Source organism: Halomonas sp. KAO (assembly GCF_015595025.1).
In the GTDB taxonomy this organism is placed as follows: Bacteria; Pseudomonadota; Gammaproteobacteria; order Pseudomonadales; family Halomonadaceae; genus Halomonas.
Map to the genome: position 1 here is coordinate 807,595 of NZ_JADNRL010000019.1, position 12,818 is coordinate 820,412.

Sequence of the window (12,818 nt, forward strand, 5' to 3'; positions counted from 1 at the left end):
CCATGCGTCATACCCTGGACGCCGACAAGGCCGGCAGTGGCGAAAGTCTTGAGCTGGAATCGCTTATCGATGCGCTGGTGGCCCATCATCGCGATGCGATATCCGACGCCGCCGCGGCGCAGGAGGCCGGTCGGCCATTGACGCTGGCCATGAAGGCCGAGCTGGCGGAGATTCGCGGGGCTCTGTGGGATGAAGGGGAGCGTAAGCGACTCGATCAGCTGGGAGAGTGGCTGGAGCAGGATCTGGTGCGGCTGACGCCCATCCTCGAGGCGCGTGCCCACCGTCGGGTGCCGAGCTGGGCGCTGCACCATCCCGAAAGCCGCCTGTGTCACGCCGGTCGACCGCTGCTGGTCAACGCCATCGGACGTGACCTGGAGGTGCCGGGGGCCGATCTCGCCGACGATCCGGCCAGCGACCTGGCGGCGCTGCTGGTGGGCCTGGAGGGCCGCGAGACCCCGGAGCTGACGCGGCTGGCGCTGGATCGCTATCTGCGTCGGTCGGGGGACTATGAACTCGCCCGTCTGCTGTCGCTGTTCGGAACCTGTCATGCCCTGACGTCGGCACGACGCGCCCTGCGACGTCGACTCGCGGATGGTGTCGATTCGGAAAACTCCGCCCTGCTGGCCGAAAGCATGGCCGAGTGCCGTCGCTACCTGGCCCTTGCCGAGCGGATCGCGGAGTTCCGCTTCCCTCCACTGGTGATCGCCGTGGGCGTCTCGGGCAGCGGCAAGAGCCGTTTTACCCGTGGGCTGGTGACCGGCCTCGGTGCGATTCGTGTCAGCTCGGAGGCGGAACGCCAGCGACTCGCACAGCCCGAGGAGGGTTCAGGCCATCCACAGGGCGATCCCGGCCAGACGGCTGTGGATATCTTCGGCGAGGCGGCCACCGCGGCGACCTATCGGCGGCTTGCCGCCTGTGCCGGCTTTCTGCTCGATGCCGGCATTCCCGCCTGCGTGGATGCCACCTGTCTGACGCGTGCCCAGCGCGATCAGCTGCGTCAGCAGGCCGAGGCGCGTGGCCTTCCCTGTCTGCTGGTCAGCTTCGAGGCCGATGATGCCACCCTGAGGCGGCGCATCGAGAAACGGGCCACGCGCCAGGGGGGCGCCGTCGAGGAGAGCCTGGCGGTACTGGCGCGGCAGCAGCGGCGATTCGAGCCGTTCGGCGACGAGGAGCGTCTGCATCTGGTCCATCTCGATACCACCGCGGACAATGCCGCCGATACCCTGCTGGGGTTGATCGAGGAGCACGTGAAGCTTGCCTGAGAGAAATGTCATGATCACTCCCGCTCGTCTGGTGCTTGCCAGCGGTAATGCCGGCAAGCTGCGTGAATTCGCCCAGCTGCTGGGGCCGCTGGGCTGCCAGGTATTCCCACAGTCGGACTTTGCCGTCGCCGAGGTGGAGGAGAGCGGCCTGACCTTCGTCGAAAACGCTCTATTGAAGGCGCGTGAGGCCAGTCGTGTCAGTGGCCTGCCGGCGCTGGCCGATGATTCGGGCCTCGAGGTCGACGCCCTCGAGGGGGCACCCGGTATCTATTCGGCCCGCTATGCCGGCGAACCGAAGAGCGATGCGCGCAACAATGCGAAGCTGCTCGAGGCGCTGGCCGAGGTTCCCGAAGGGGCCCGCGATGCACGCTACTGGTGTGTACTCGTGTACCTTCGCCATCCCGAGGACCCGGTGCCGCTGATCGTGCAGTGTAGCTGGGAGGGGCAGATCCTCGCCCATCCGCGTGGCGAGGGTGGCTTCGGTTATGATCCGCTGTTCTGGCTGCCCGATCAGGGCATGAGTGCCGCCGAGCTGTCGGCGGCGGAGAAGAACCGCTTGAGTCACCGGGGGCGGGCGTTGCAGGCTCTGGTCGAGCCGTTCCGCCGAGTCGACGGGAGCCGCTGATGGCATTTCCGTCCCCGGTGCTTCCGCCCTTGGCCCTCTATGTCCACGTGCCCTGGTGTGTGCGCAAGTGCCCCTACTGCGACTTCAACTCGCATGGGGTCGGCCGCGATGCCGGGCTGCCCGAGGAGGCCTATCTCGAGGCCTTGCTCGCCGATCTGGACGCCGACCTGCCGCTGGCGGGGGAGCGCGAGCTGGTCAGCCTCTTTATCGGCGGCGGCACCCCGAGTCTGCTCTCTTCAGGCTTCTATCGTCGCCTGCTGACGGGGGTTTCCGAGCGGCTGCCCCTGGCCCGCGATATCGAGATCACCCTCGAGGCCAATCCCGGCACCCTAGAGCGCGGTCGCTTCGCCGGCTACCGAGAGGTGGGCATCAACCGCCTGTCGCTGGGTATCCAGAGCTTCCAGGCGGCGCAGCTCGAGGCACTGGGCCGCATCCACAGTGGTGATGACGCCGAGGCCGCCTTTGCCGAAGCCCGCGAGGCCGGTTTCGACAACCTCAATGTCGATCTGATGCATGGGTTGCCGGGCCAGACCCCCGAACAGGCGCTGCAGGATCTTGAGCGTGCCCAGGCGCTGGGACCCGAGCATCTCTCCTGGTATCAGCTCACCCTGGAACCCAATACGGAGTTCTACCGCTATCCGCCGGCTCTGCCCGAGGAGGAAGCGCTGTGGGAGATCCAGGATCGGGGCCATGAGCGTCTCGAGGCTTCGGGTTATCACCGTTACGAGATCTCGGCCTATGCGAGAGAGGGCTATCGATCGCGGCATAATCTCAACTACTGGCGGTTCGGTGACTACCTGGGCATCGGGGCCGGCGCCCATGGCAAGTTGAGCCTACCCGGCGAGGAGGGCGGCTTGCGTATCGAACGCCGCTGGAAGAGTCGTCAGCCCGAGGCCTATCTGCGCCGGCGGCATGACCCGCGCGGCTTCGTTGCCGATGCGCATCGCGTCGGCGAGGCCGATCTGCCGCTGGAGTTCGCCATGAATGTCCTGCGACTCCCCGAGGGGGTGCCGATGGCGCTCTGGCGTGAGTCCACCGGCCTACCGGAAGCCGTGCTGGCCGAACGTCTCGCGACCGCCCGTGAAAAAGGATTGTTGATGGAAGCCGGCCACAGGCTTCAAGCTACCCCGCGAGGTCTACTATTCTTGAATGAATTGCTGGCATCGATCGACGAGCAGTGACGATGCCGCCCGTGTAAAGGCTCATCGCAACCTTTGCCCTCAATGGCCCCATGGATGATCGACCGGGCCACCGAACCAAGGAGATAATCACGATGACCAAGCCATTCCGCCTTGTTGCCCCGCTGGCAGCCGCCGTTCTGCTGGCGGGTTGTGCCACTACGGATCCCTATAGCGGTCAGACCAACCGCAACCAGACGGGGACCGGTGCCGCCATCGGCGCCGTGGTGGGGGCCGCCGCCGGTGCCCTGAGCGGTGACGGCAGCACCAGCCGTCGCGATCGTGCCCTGGTGGGTGCCGCCGTGGGCGCCGCCGCGGGTGCCGGTGTCGGTGCCTACATGGATCGTCAGGAGCAGCAGCTTCGCCAGAGCACCCAGGGCACCGGCATTGGTGTCGACCGTCGCGGTGACGATATCGTGCTGAACATGCCCAGCGAGGTCACCTTCGGCTTCGACTCCAGCGAACTGACCTCCAATGCGCGTAATGCCCTCAATGATGTGGCCAGGGTGCTGACCCAGTATGACGACACCCGCGTCAATATCGGTGGGCATACCGACAGCACAGGCGATGCCGGTTATAACCAGCGCCTCTCCGAGCGTCGTGCCCAGGCCGTCGGCAACTACCTCTCCCAGGCCGGTGTGGCGAGCGGTCGTCTCAACATGACCGGCTATGGCGAGAACCAGCCGGTGGCCAACAACAACACCGAGCAGGGGCGTGCCCAGAACCGTCGGGTCGAGATTACCCTCTCTCCCATCCAGAGTCGCTTCGAGTAAGCGCTACCGCGACAGCGAGCGGTAACCCTTCGGGCTCGTCACTGGTGTGGCGAGCCCTTTCTCTTTCTGGCCGATTCGCGGACCCGCTCCATGCTCTCCTATCAGCACGCCTATCATGCCGGCAACTTCGCCGACGTTCATAAACACTTGACCCTGTACGGGGTCATCGATCATTTATTACGTAAAGAATCACCTGTTACGTTTATTGATACTCACGCCGGCCGAGGCCTCTATCCCCTGGCCGCGGAGGAGACGGCTCGGCTGCATGAGTACCATCAGGGGGTTCTGCCGCTATGGGAGTCCCGTGAGTCGCTTTCGACGGATGGGCTTCTGCATGACTGGCTGGTGGCACTGGCCGAGGTACAGTCGGATCCGTCACGGTTGAGCCATTACCCAGGGTCGCCCTGGTGGATGAGCCAGCGCCGGCGCTCCCAGGATCGTCAGCTGCTCTTCGAGCTGCATCCCGGGGAGCATGATCACCTGGCGGACCAGGTGCTGGGGGGCGCCGTTCGCACGATCCACGGCGATGGCTTGAAGGGGCTCGTGGAGCGCTTGCCGGTGAAGACGCCGCGTCTCTGTGTGCTGATCGACCCCAGTTACGAGCGCAAGCAGGAGTATGTCGAGGTGGCCGATACGCTGTCGACGACCCTGCACAAGGCGCGTCATGCCGTGGTGCTGGTGTGGTACCCGCTGCTGCCGGCGGGGCGCCACCATGAGCTGCTCGAGGCGGTGAAGGCGCATGGCCTGCGCAAGGTATGGCGCAGCGAGTTCCTGCAGCATGCCCCCAGGGAGGGCGAGCGCGGCATGTATGGCAGCGGCATGCTGGTGATCAATCCGCCCTGGGGGCTCGATAAGCGCCTGGCCGGGGCCATGGCGCGGGTGGCACCGCTGCTGTCGCGAGAGGCCCGCTACCAGGCCGACTGGTGGGTGGGCGAGTAGCGGGCAGAGAGTCGAAGGGATTACAGGCAGCGCCTGAACAGTGCCTCGAGATTGTCCTGGGTCAGCACGATGGGGTTACCTCCGCAGCTGGGGTCCTGAAGGGCCATGCGGGTCAGCTCGTCGATGCGATCCTCGGTCACTCCTATCTCGGAGAGGGTACGGGGAATGCCCAGCCGGTCGTTGAGCGTCTGTACAAAGGTGCGGAAGCCATCGAAACCGCCTTCGATGCCCAGGTAGGCAGCGGCCATGTCGAAGCGCTCGCGGATCGCCTCGGCGTTGAGATCGAGTACCGCCGGCATGCAGATGGCATTGGTGGTGCCATGGTGGCTATTGAACAGCGCCCCGATGGGATGACTCATCGCATGGATGGCCCCCAGGCCTTTCTGAAAGGCGGTGGAGCCCATCATCGCCGCGCTCATCATCTGGCCGCGGGCCTCGATGTCGCCGCCATCGGCATAGGCGCGCGGCAGATACTCCTTGACCAGACGCATGCCCTCGAGGGCGATGCCCTGGCTCATGGGGTGATAGTGGGGGCTGGAGAATGCCTCGACGCAGTGTGCAAAGGCATCCAGGCCGGTACCGGCTGTGATCGGCTTCGGCATGCCGACGGTGAGCTCGGGGTCGCAGATCACCACCGAGGGCAGCACCCTGGGATGGAAGATGATCTTCTTCTCGTGAGTTAGGGAGTTGGTGATCACGCTGGCCCGCCCTACCTCCGAGCCGGTTCCGGCGGTGGTAGGCACCGCGACGATGGGGGCGATCGCCTCGGCGTCGGCACGGGTCCACCAGTCATCGATATCCTCGAAGTCCCACACCGGGCGCGTCTGGCCGGCCATGAAGGCTACCATCTTGCCCAGGTCGAGCCCGGACCCCCCTCCAAAGGCAATGACACCGTCATGGTTGCCGTCCCGGTACGCCTCCACTCCGGCCGCCAGGTTGGTGTCATTGGGATTGGGGTCGACTTCGGCGAACAGCGCGCGTCCGAGGCCGGCCGCCTCGAGGATATCCAGCGTGGCTTGAGTGATGGGCAGGGTGGCCAGCCCCCTGTCGGTTACCAACAGGGGGCGGCGGATGCCGGCCTGGGCACAGGCCTCGGGTAGTTCGCCAATCCGCCCTGCGCCGAAGCGGATGGCGGTGGGGTAGGACCAGTTTCCCGTCAGCGTCATGTTGTTACCTTCCTCGGATAGTAAGCGTTGCCCCGTTCGGGGCGTGTTCGATGCCTGGTATCGGTTAGCCCGATGGCGCCTGGAGGTAGTAGGACTTGGGGCGGGTCAGGTTGTGGTAGCCGATGACCGAGAGTGAGCCGCCGCGGCCGGTATCCTTGCAGCCGGTCCAGCACAGCGCAGGGTCGAGGTAGTCGGCGCGGTTCATGAACACGGTGCCGGTCTGGAGCTGGTCGCCGATATGCCGGGCACGTGCGGCGTCGGTGGTCCATAGGCTCGCGGTCAGCCCGAAGGGGCTGTCATTCATCAGACGAATCGCCTCGGCATCATCGGCGACGGGCATGATGCCCACCACCGGACCGAAGCTCTCGTCGCGCATCACCCGCATGTCGTGGGTTACGTCGGTCAGGATCTGCGGCGTGAGGTAGGCACCGCCGTCGTCCTGGGGTTTTGTGGCGATATGCGCCGTGGCGCCGGCAGCGACCGCCTCATCGATCTGGGCACGTACCTCGGCGGCGAAGCGCACATGGGCCATGGGTCCGATATCGGTGGTCTCTTCCAGCGGGTTGCCCAGCCGGTAGCCCTCGACGAGTGCCACGGCTTTCTCGACAAAGGCGTCGAAGAGGCTTTCGTGCACGTAGATGCGCTCGATGCCGCAGCAGCACTGGCCGGAGTTGAACATCGCGGCGTCGATCAGGGTGGCGACGGCGGCGTCGAGGTCGGCGTCCTCCATCACATAGCCCGGGTCCTTGCCCCCCAGCTCCAGGGCCATGCCGGTAAAGGTGCCTGCCGCCGCTTGCTCCAGGGTGCGGCCGGCGTTCACCGAGCCGGTAAAGTTGATGAAATCGAAGCTCCCCTCGGCGATCAGCGTCGAAGTGGTGGCGTGATCGAGGAAGACGTTCTGGAACACCGCCTCGGGCACCCCTGCTGCGTGGAACGCCTGAGCCATGCGCTCACCCACCAGCAGGGTCTGGGTGGCGTGCTTGAGGAGCACGCTGTTGCCGGCGATCAGTGCCGGGGCGACGCTGTTGATGGCGGTCATGTAGGGGTAGTTCCAGGGCGCGACCACCAGCACCACGCCGTGAGGGACACGCTTGATATAGCGCTTGAGGCCGGGGTCGTCGCCGACCCTGATATCGGCCAGCGCCTCCTGGGCGATGGAAGCCATGTGTCGGCCGCGCTCCTCGAAGCCGCCGAACTCGCCCCCGTAGCGCACCGGCCGCCCCATCATCCGGGCCAGCTCGGGAACGATAACGTCGTTCATCTCACCCACCGCGGTGATGCCACCCAGGACGCGGTCGATACGCTCCTGCAGCGGACGTGCCGCCCACTCGAGCTGGGCCTGACGCGCCTGTCGTGCCGCCTGTCGGGCGGCGTCGGGTGACAGCGTCAGGCGTTCGGCATAGACCGTGCCGTCGATTGGTGAGATGCATTGCAGTGTCTGGCCCATTATCCTCTCCGATAGGCTGAAATCGTTGTAGCAGTGACTCTCTCAGGCACGCTCGAAGCCGCGTGCCACCTCGAACTGGGTCACCACCTGGTCGAACGCTTCCAGCTCGACCTCGGCGGCGCGCACGTAGTGATCGACCACATCGTCGCCCAATGACTCGCGCAGCATCGTGGAGCCTGCGAGAGCATCCCTGGCATCGCGCAGATTCTGCGGAATCAAGCCACTGTCGCCGCTGTAGGTGTCGCCCTTGGCCGGCGGCGATAGCGCCAGCTCCTCGGTGATCCCGCGAATGCCGGCGGCCAGCTGGGCCGCCATGGCCAGGTAGGGGTTCAGGTCGGAGCCGCCGATGCGGTTTTCCACCCGTACCGCCTCGGTACCCGCTGCACAGAGGCGGAAGCCGGCGGTGCGGTTATCCACCGACCACACCGTGCGCGTCGGGGCGAAGGAGCCCTTCTGGAAACGCTTGTAGCTGTTGACGTAGGGCGCCAGGAAGTAGGTGGTATCGGTGGCGTAGTGCAGCAGTCCGGCCAGGTAGTGCTTCATCAGTGGCGACATGCCCAGGTCGTCATCCTCATCGAAGAAGGCGGACGATCCATCTCGAAACAATGACTGATGAATATGGCTGGAGCTGCCCGAATGAGCGTGGTGCCACTTGGGCAGAAAGGTCACCGCGCGACCCTGCTGCCAGGCGATCTCCTTGATCGCGTGCTTGGCGATGGTGTGATAGTCGGCGGTATCGAGCGCCGGTGCGTAGCGAATATTGAGCTCTTCCTGACCCCTGCCGGCTTCCCCCTTGGTCCCCTCGATGGGTATCCCGGCGGCGTGGAGATGATTGCGCACCGGACGCATCACATGCTCCTCCTTGCTGGTCTGGAAGATATGGTAGTCCTCGTTGTAGCCACTGATCGGCTGCAGGTCGCGGAAGTCCCCCCGGCGGATCTCATCGAAGCTCTTCTCGAACAGGAAGAATTCCAGCTCGGTGGCCATCATCGCGCTCAGTCCCAGATCACTCAGACGTGCCAGCTGGCGCTTCAGCATCGCTCGGGGTGAATGGGGCACGGGCTCGTGGGTGTGGTGATCCAGCACGTCACACAGCACCAGCACCGTGCCCTCGAGCCAGGGCAGGGGGCGTAGCGTGGTCAGATCGGGGCGCATGATGTAGTCGCCGTACCCGGCCTGCCAGGAGGTGCTGGCATAGCCATCCGGGGTCTCCATCTCCAGATCGGTGGCCAGCAGATAGTTGCAGCAGTGAGTCTCCCGCCAGCCTCCGTCGATGAAGTGGTGCGCATGCAGCCGCTTGCCCATCAGGCGGCCCTGCATATCGACGAAACACGCCAGCACCGTGTCCACCTCACCGTTTTTGACCCGATCCGCTAGGTCTTCCAGGGCATCCAGCGTCACTGCACTGTTCATTTCCATGGCTCCTTATGGGGTCGCCGTGCCGCGTCCCGACGGTGTCGGGGCGCGGTGGGCTTTGAGCCCGGCGTAGCCGGGGGTGTGATAGCTCAGGCGTCGGTGTAGCGGTAGGGACGGCCGGCCTTGCGCATGTCGGCGTTGTACTGCTTGAAGATCTCGACCACCTTGGCCTTGGTCTCCGACTGGGCGGCGATTTCGTCCCAGAACTCCTGGGCGGCATTCTCCACCTGATCCCACTCGGCATCGGGGATGGAGGTGAGTTCGAGCTTGTCGCCATGCACCCGCAGCCTGGCCTCACCGCCCCAGTACCAGTGCTGGCGATAATAGTGAGACTGCTCGCAGCACACCTCGAACAGCAGCCGAAGATCCTCGGGCAGCGCATTCCAGCGCTCCATATTGACGAAGAAGTGGCCAATCCAGGCCCCCGAGATGTTGTTGGTCAGGAAGTAGTTGGTGACATCGGCCCAGCCCACCGTGTAGTCCTCGGTGATACCGGACCAGGCGATACCGTCCAGCTCGCCGGTCTGCACGGCCACCTCGATGTCCTCCCAGGGGAGCGTCACCGGTACCACACCGAACTGTGACAGGAAGCGCCCGGCGGTGGGGAAGGTGAAGATACGCTTGCCCTCGAGATCCTTGAGGCTGCGAATCGGCTCCTTGGTGACGAAATGGCAGGGGTCCCAGGCGCCGGCGCTGACGTGCTTGACGCCGACCTTGGCGTACTCCTCCTCCCAGATCTCCTTGAGTCCGTACTGGTTGAACAGCACCGGGACATCCAGGCTATAGCGCGACCCGAAGGGGAAGTAGCCGCCGAACACGGTCACCTCCGTGGGTGAGGCCATGGAGTCGTCGTCAGACTGCACCGCGTCGATGGTGCCGCGCTGCAGGGCACGGAACAGCTCGCCGGTAGGCACCAGCTGATCGGCGTAGAACAGCTCGATCTGCATGCGGTCTCCGGCGATGCGGTTGAACAGGTCGATGGCCGGCTTGGCGACGTGCTCGGCCAGTGCGGCGCCGGCGTAGGTCTGCATGCGCCACTTGATGGTGGGCTCGTCCTGGGACTGCGCCATGACGCGGCTGGCCAGCGGTGCCATGGCGGCTCCGGCGGCGGCGGTGATCAGAAACTTGCGTCTTGTTGTCATTGTGTCGCTCTCCTGCTATTTCATAACACTGTTGATAACGCTCGTCTTTTCCTGGTTTTACGCTCTTGGCGCTCCTCCCTGAGAGCCCCTTTCATGGCGATGAGACCCGAAGCCAACGCCAAGTCGATGTCATTGATATGTCTAGTGGCCATAGACATAGCCGGGCAGCCACAGGGCGATCTGTGGGAACAGCATCACCAGGCTCAGGGCCACGGTCATCACGAACACGAAGGGGATGATCGAACGATAGATGTCGCGCAGGCCGATCTCGGGAGGGGCCATGGCGCGCATCAGGAACAGGTTGTAGCCGAATGGCGGGGTCATGTAGGCGATCTGGGTGGTGATGGTGTAGAGCACGCCGTACCAGATCAGATCGAAGCCCAGCGCATCGACCAGCGGCACATAAAGCGGCGCCACGATCACCAGCATGGCGGTGTCGTCGAGGAAGGTTCCCATCACGATGAAGCTGAGCTGCATCAGGATCAGGATCAGCCATGGCGATAGTCCCAGCTTCTCCGTGAACAGGCTCTCGATCGCCTTGACCGCACCCAGCCCATCGAAGATGGCGCCGAAGGCCAGGGCGGCGAGGATGATCCACATGAACATGCAGGAGATCGCCAGGGTCTGGCGCACCGATACCTCGAATACCCGGCGCGTCATGCGTCCCTTGAGGATGGCCGCCAGCAGGGCCGCCGTGGCCCCCACCGCCGAGCTTTCGACCAGCGAGGTCCAGCCCTTGACGAAGGGCACCATCATCACCGCGAAGATCACCAGCGGCAGCACGCCCGCGCGCAGCAGGCGCAGCTTTTCCGCCATGGGCACATCGCGCTCCTCGGCGGGCAGCACCGGTCCCAGCTCGGGCTGCAGGCGACAGCGAAAGTAGATGTAGAGGATAAACAGCGTCGCCATCATCAGCCCCGGCAGCACCCCGGCCAGCCATAGCTGGCCCACCGGCTGACGGGCGATCATGGCGTAGAGCACCAGCACCACGGAGGGTGGCACGAGAATCCCCAGGCTCGAGCCTGCCTGTATGACCCCGGTGACCATGATCTTGTCGTAGCCACGTCGCAGCAGTTCGGGCAGGGCGATGGTGGCGCCAATGGCCATGCCCGCCACCGAAAGCCCGTTCATGGCCGAGATCAGCACCATCAGGCCGATGGTCCCGATGGCCAGGCCTCCCCTTACCGGGCCCATCCAGACATGAAACATCCGATACAGATCGTCGGCGATGCGGCTTTCCGACAGCACATAGCCCATGAAGACGAACATCGGCAGGGTCAGTAGCGGGTACCACTTCATCAGCTTCATGGCCGAGGAGAAGGGAATATCCACCCCTCCCGTGCCCCAGAGGAGCACGCCGGCCAGGGCGCCGACGAAGCCGATGGCGCCGAATACCCGCTGTCCGGTCATCAGCATCAGCATCATCGAGCTGAACATGACGATGGCGATCATCTCGTACGACATCAGATGTCCACTCCGCGAAGCCGGCCGATATCCCGGAAAAATTCGGCAAGGGATTGAAGAATCATCAGAAAAATCCCGATGCACAGCAGGGTCTTGATCGGCCAGAGCCACGGCCGCCAGGCGGTGGGGCTGCGCTCCAGGAAGCCGATCATCTCCCCCGCTGCCGAGGAGCCCTGGGTCAGGAAGGTCCATCCCAGGTTGAACAGGAAGGCGAAGGGTTCGCTGCCGAAGTAACCCAGCGAGTAGGCGGTCGATACCAGTCCGCCATACAGCAGCACCCCCAGATAGAAGAGCAGAAAGCACACCGTGAAGGCATCGACCCAGGCCTTGGTCTTCAGGCTCCAGTCGCCGTAGAACAGATCCATGCGAACGTTCGAACCCAGCTGGATCGAGTAGGGGCCACCCAGCACGAAGTAGGCCACCATGACGAACTGGGCGGTCTCGAGCGTCCACATCGAGGGAGTCAGGAACACCTTGGAGGTCGACGACCACAGCAGCACGCCGATCAGCACGAAGATCAGGTACATGGCGGCCCGTCCGATGACGCGGTTGAGAGCGTCGATGGCACGGATATAGCCACGGATCAGGCTAGGCATGGGGGGATCCTTTCGGGCCGGGGCGGATCAACCCCAGTGCCACCAGAGCCGGTTCGAGCAGTTGCAGCAGCTCGTCGGCCAGGGTGTGGATGGCCTCGGGGGTGGCCAGCAGGTCGTTGCGGATCTCGAGCATCACGTTGGGCAGCCCATGGCCGATGCCATGCAACTTCAGCGAGTGGGTCACGCCGTCTTCGGGCCCGTAGGGCGCGTTGCGCTCTACCTTGCGGTGCGCCAGACGTGGTGCCTGGACCAGCATGGCATCGGCCAGGCGGCTGTCGGCGTCGTGGAGCACACCGATCTCCACCGCCCTTCGTCGGCCGTGGTAGTCGGGGGTGAAGCTGTGCACGGTGACCAGCGCGGTGGGATGGTGTTGCTCGGTGCGAGACTCGATGACCCGGGTCACGCTGGCGCAGAAGGGAAGGTAGACGGACTCGATACGGGCTTGGCGCTGGGCAGGTGTCAGCCGACGATTGCCCGGGACCTCGATGATCTCGGAGCGCTCGGGCATGGCGCTGGCCGCCTCGGGCGGGCGATTGCAGTCATACACCAGTCGCGACACACGGCTGGCCACCAGGGGCGCATCCAGCGCCTGTGAGAGCCGCAGGGCCAGCTCGCGGGCTCCTGGGTCCCAGGCCGCATGGCTGTAGCGGTGACGGGGGGCGAGACCCAGTTCGTGATAGGGCGTGGGGATATGATGCGATGCGTGTTCGCACAATAATATCACCGGCCCCATGCCGGCAGGGTTGTGCAGCTCTACGCTCGGGGATGTCACTGTTGTTGACGTTGTTGTTGTTGACATCGTGCTTCCTC

The 12,818-nt window shown here is 64.7% G+C and carries 12 protein-coding genes; 5 read left to right on the plus strand and 7 right to left on the minus strand.

Annotated elements, in window-relative coordinates; genetic code table 11:
* Positions 1 to 2 precede the first annotated feature (2 nt).
* The 5 genes from IOC61_RS10030 (at position 3) to IOC61_RS10050 (ending at position 4,777) form a co-directional block, all read left to right on the plus strand.
* Positions 3 to 1,262 carry an AAA family ATPase gene (locus IOC61_RS10030; RefSeq protein ID WP_195688678.1) on the plus strand — a complete coding sequence of 420 codons (1,260 nt, stop codon included), beginning with the start codon at positions 3 to 5 and terminating at the stop codon, positions 1,260 to 1,262.
* Positions 1,263 to 1,272: 10 nt separating this feature from the next.
* Entirely contained in the window at positions 1,273 to 1,887 is a 615-nt protein-coding gene (gene rdgB, locus IOC61_RS10035; protein WP_195688679.1) for an RdgB/HAM1 family non-canonical purine NTP pyrophosphatase, read from the plus strand.
* Positions 1,887 to 3,068 carry a radical SAM family heme chaperone HemW gene (gene hemW / locus IOC61_RS10040; protein ID WP_195688680.1) on the plus strand — a complete coding sequence of 394 codons (1,182 nt, stop codon included), beginning with the start codon at positions 1,887 to 1,889 and terminating at the stop codon, positions 3,066 to 3,068. Before rdgB ends, hemW begins: the two co-directional genes overlap by 1 nt.
* 92 nt (positions 3,069 to 3,160) lie before the next feature.
* Positions 3,161 to 3,838: an OmpA family protein gene (locus tag IOC61_RS10045; RefSeq protein WP_195688681.1), complete on the plus strand. Its 678-nt coding sequence runs from the start codon at positions 3,161 to 3,163 to the stop codon at positions 3,836 to 3,838.
* A 90-nt stretch (positions 3,839 to 3,928) separates the two neighbouring features.
* Entirely contained in the window at positions 3,929 to 4,777 is an 849-nt protein-coding gene (locus IOC61_RS10050) for a 23S rRNA (adenine(2030)-N(6))-methyltransferase RlmJ (protein WP_195688682.1), read from the plus strand.
* A gap of 20 nt (positions 4,778 to 4,797) precedes the next feature.
* Here IOC61_RS10050 and IOC61_RS10055 read toward each other — a convergent pair whose 3' ends face one another.
* The 7 genes from IOC61_RS10055 to IOC61_RS10085 form a co-directional block, all read right to left on the minus strand.
* Positions 4,798 to 5,943, minus strand: coding sequence for an iron-containing alcohol dehydrogenase (locus IOC61_RS10055; protein ID WP_195688683.1), 1,146 nt, complete (start codon positions 5,941 to 5,943; stop codon positions 4,798 to 4,800).
* 64 nt (positions 5,944 to 6,007) lie between these two features.
* On the minus strand, positions 6,008 to 7,390 hold the full coding sequence (locus IOC61_RS10060; RefSeq protein WP_195688684.1) for an aldehyde dehydrogenase family protein: 1,383 nt from the start codon (positions 7,388 to 7,390) through the stop codon (positions 6,008 to 6,010).
* 42 nt (positions 7,391 to 7,432) lie between these two features.
* On the minus strand, positions 7,433 to 8,803 hold the full coding sequence (locus tag IOC61_RS10065; protein WP_195688685.1) for a glutamine synthetase family protein: 1,371 nt from the start codon (positions 8,801 to 8,803) through the stop codon (positions 7,433 to 7,435).
* A 92-nt stretch (positions 8,804 to 8,895) separates the two neighbouring features.
* On the minus strand, positions 8,896 to 9,948 hold the full coding sequence (locus tag IOC61_RS10070; protein ID WP_195688686.1) for a TRAP transporter substrate-binding protein: 1,053 nt from the start codon (positions 9,946 to 9,948) through the stop codon (positions 8,896 to 8,898).
* 141 nt (positions 9,949 to 10,089) lie between these two features.
* On the minus strand, positions 10,090 to 11,412 hold the full coding sequence (locus IOC61_RS10075) for a TRAP transporter large permease (protein ID WP_195688687.1): 1,323 nt from the start codon (positions 11,410 to 11,412) through the stop codon (positions 10,090 to 10,092).
* Positions 11,412 to 12,008, minus strand: coding sequence for a TRAP transporter small permease subunit (locus tag IOC61_RS10080; protein WP_195688688.1), 597 nt, complete (start codon positions 12,006 to 12,008; stop codon positions 11,412 to 11,414). Before IOC61_RS10080 ends, IOC61_RS10075 begins: the two co-directional genes overlap by 1 nt.
* Positions 12,001 to 12,807, minus strand: coding sequence for an N-formylglutamate amidohydrolase (locus IOC61_RS10085; protein ID WP_195688689.1), 807 nt, complete (start codon positions 12,805 to 12,807; stop codon positions 12,001 to 12,003). The genes IOC61_RS10080 and IOC61_RS10085 overlap by 8 nt, the downstream gene beginning before the upstream one ends.
* Positions 12,808 to 12,818: the final 11 nt, after the last annotated feature.

Coding starts and splice junctions, on each gene's coding strand:
- IOC61_RS10055 (WP_195688683.1), bottom strand. CDS start 5,943: ATGACGCTGACGGGAAACTGGTCCTACCCCACCGCCATCCGCTTCGGC.
- IOC61_RS10060 (WP_195688684.1), bottom strand. CDS start 7,390: ATGGGCCAGACACTGCAATGCATCTCACCAATCGACGGCACGGTCTAT.
- IOC61_RS10085 (WP_195688689.1), bottom strand. CDS start 12,807: ATGTCAACAACAACAACGTCAACAACAGTGACATCCCCGAGCGTAGAG.
- IOC61_RS10080 (WP_195688688.1), bottom strand. CDS start 12,008: ATGCCTAGCCTGATCCGTGGCTATATCCGTGCCATCGACGCTCTCAAC.
- IOC61_RS10065 (WP_195688685.1), bottom strand. CDS start 8,803: ATGAACAGTGCAGTGACGCTGGATGCCCTGGAAGACCTAGCGGATCGG.
- IOC61_RS10075 (WP_195688687.1), bottom strand. CDS start 11,412: ATGTCGTACGAGATGATCGCCATCGTCATGTTCAGCTCGATGATGCTG.
- rdgB (WP_195688679.1), top strand. CDS start 1,273: ATGATCACTCCCGCTCGTCTGGTGCTTGCCAGCGGTAATGCCGGCAAG.
- IOC61_RS10050 (WP_195688682.1), top strand. CDS start 3,929: ATGCTCTCCTATCAGCACGCCTATCATGCCGGCAACTTCGCCGACGTT.
- IOC61_RS10030 (WP_195688678.1), top strand. CDS start 3: ATGCGTCATACCCTGGACGCCGACAAGGCCGGCAGTGGCGAAAGTCTT.
- hemW (WP_195688680.1), top strand. CDS start 1,887: ATGGCATTTCCGTCCCCGGTGCTTCCGCCCTTGGCCCTCTATGTCCAC.
- IOC61_RS10045 (WP_195688681.1), top strand. CDS start 3,161: ATGACCAAGCCATTCCGCCTTGTTGCCCCGCTGGCAGCCGCCGTTCTG.
- IOC61_RS10070 (WP_195688686.1), bottom strand. CDS start 9,948: ATGACAACAAGACGCAAGTTTCTGATCACCGCCGCCGCCGGAGCCGCC.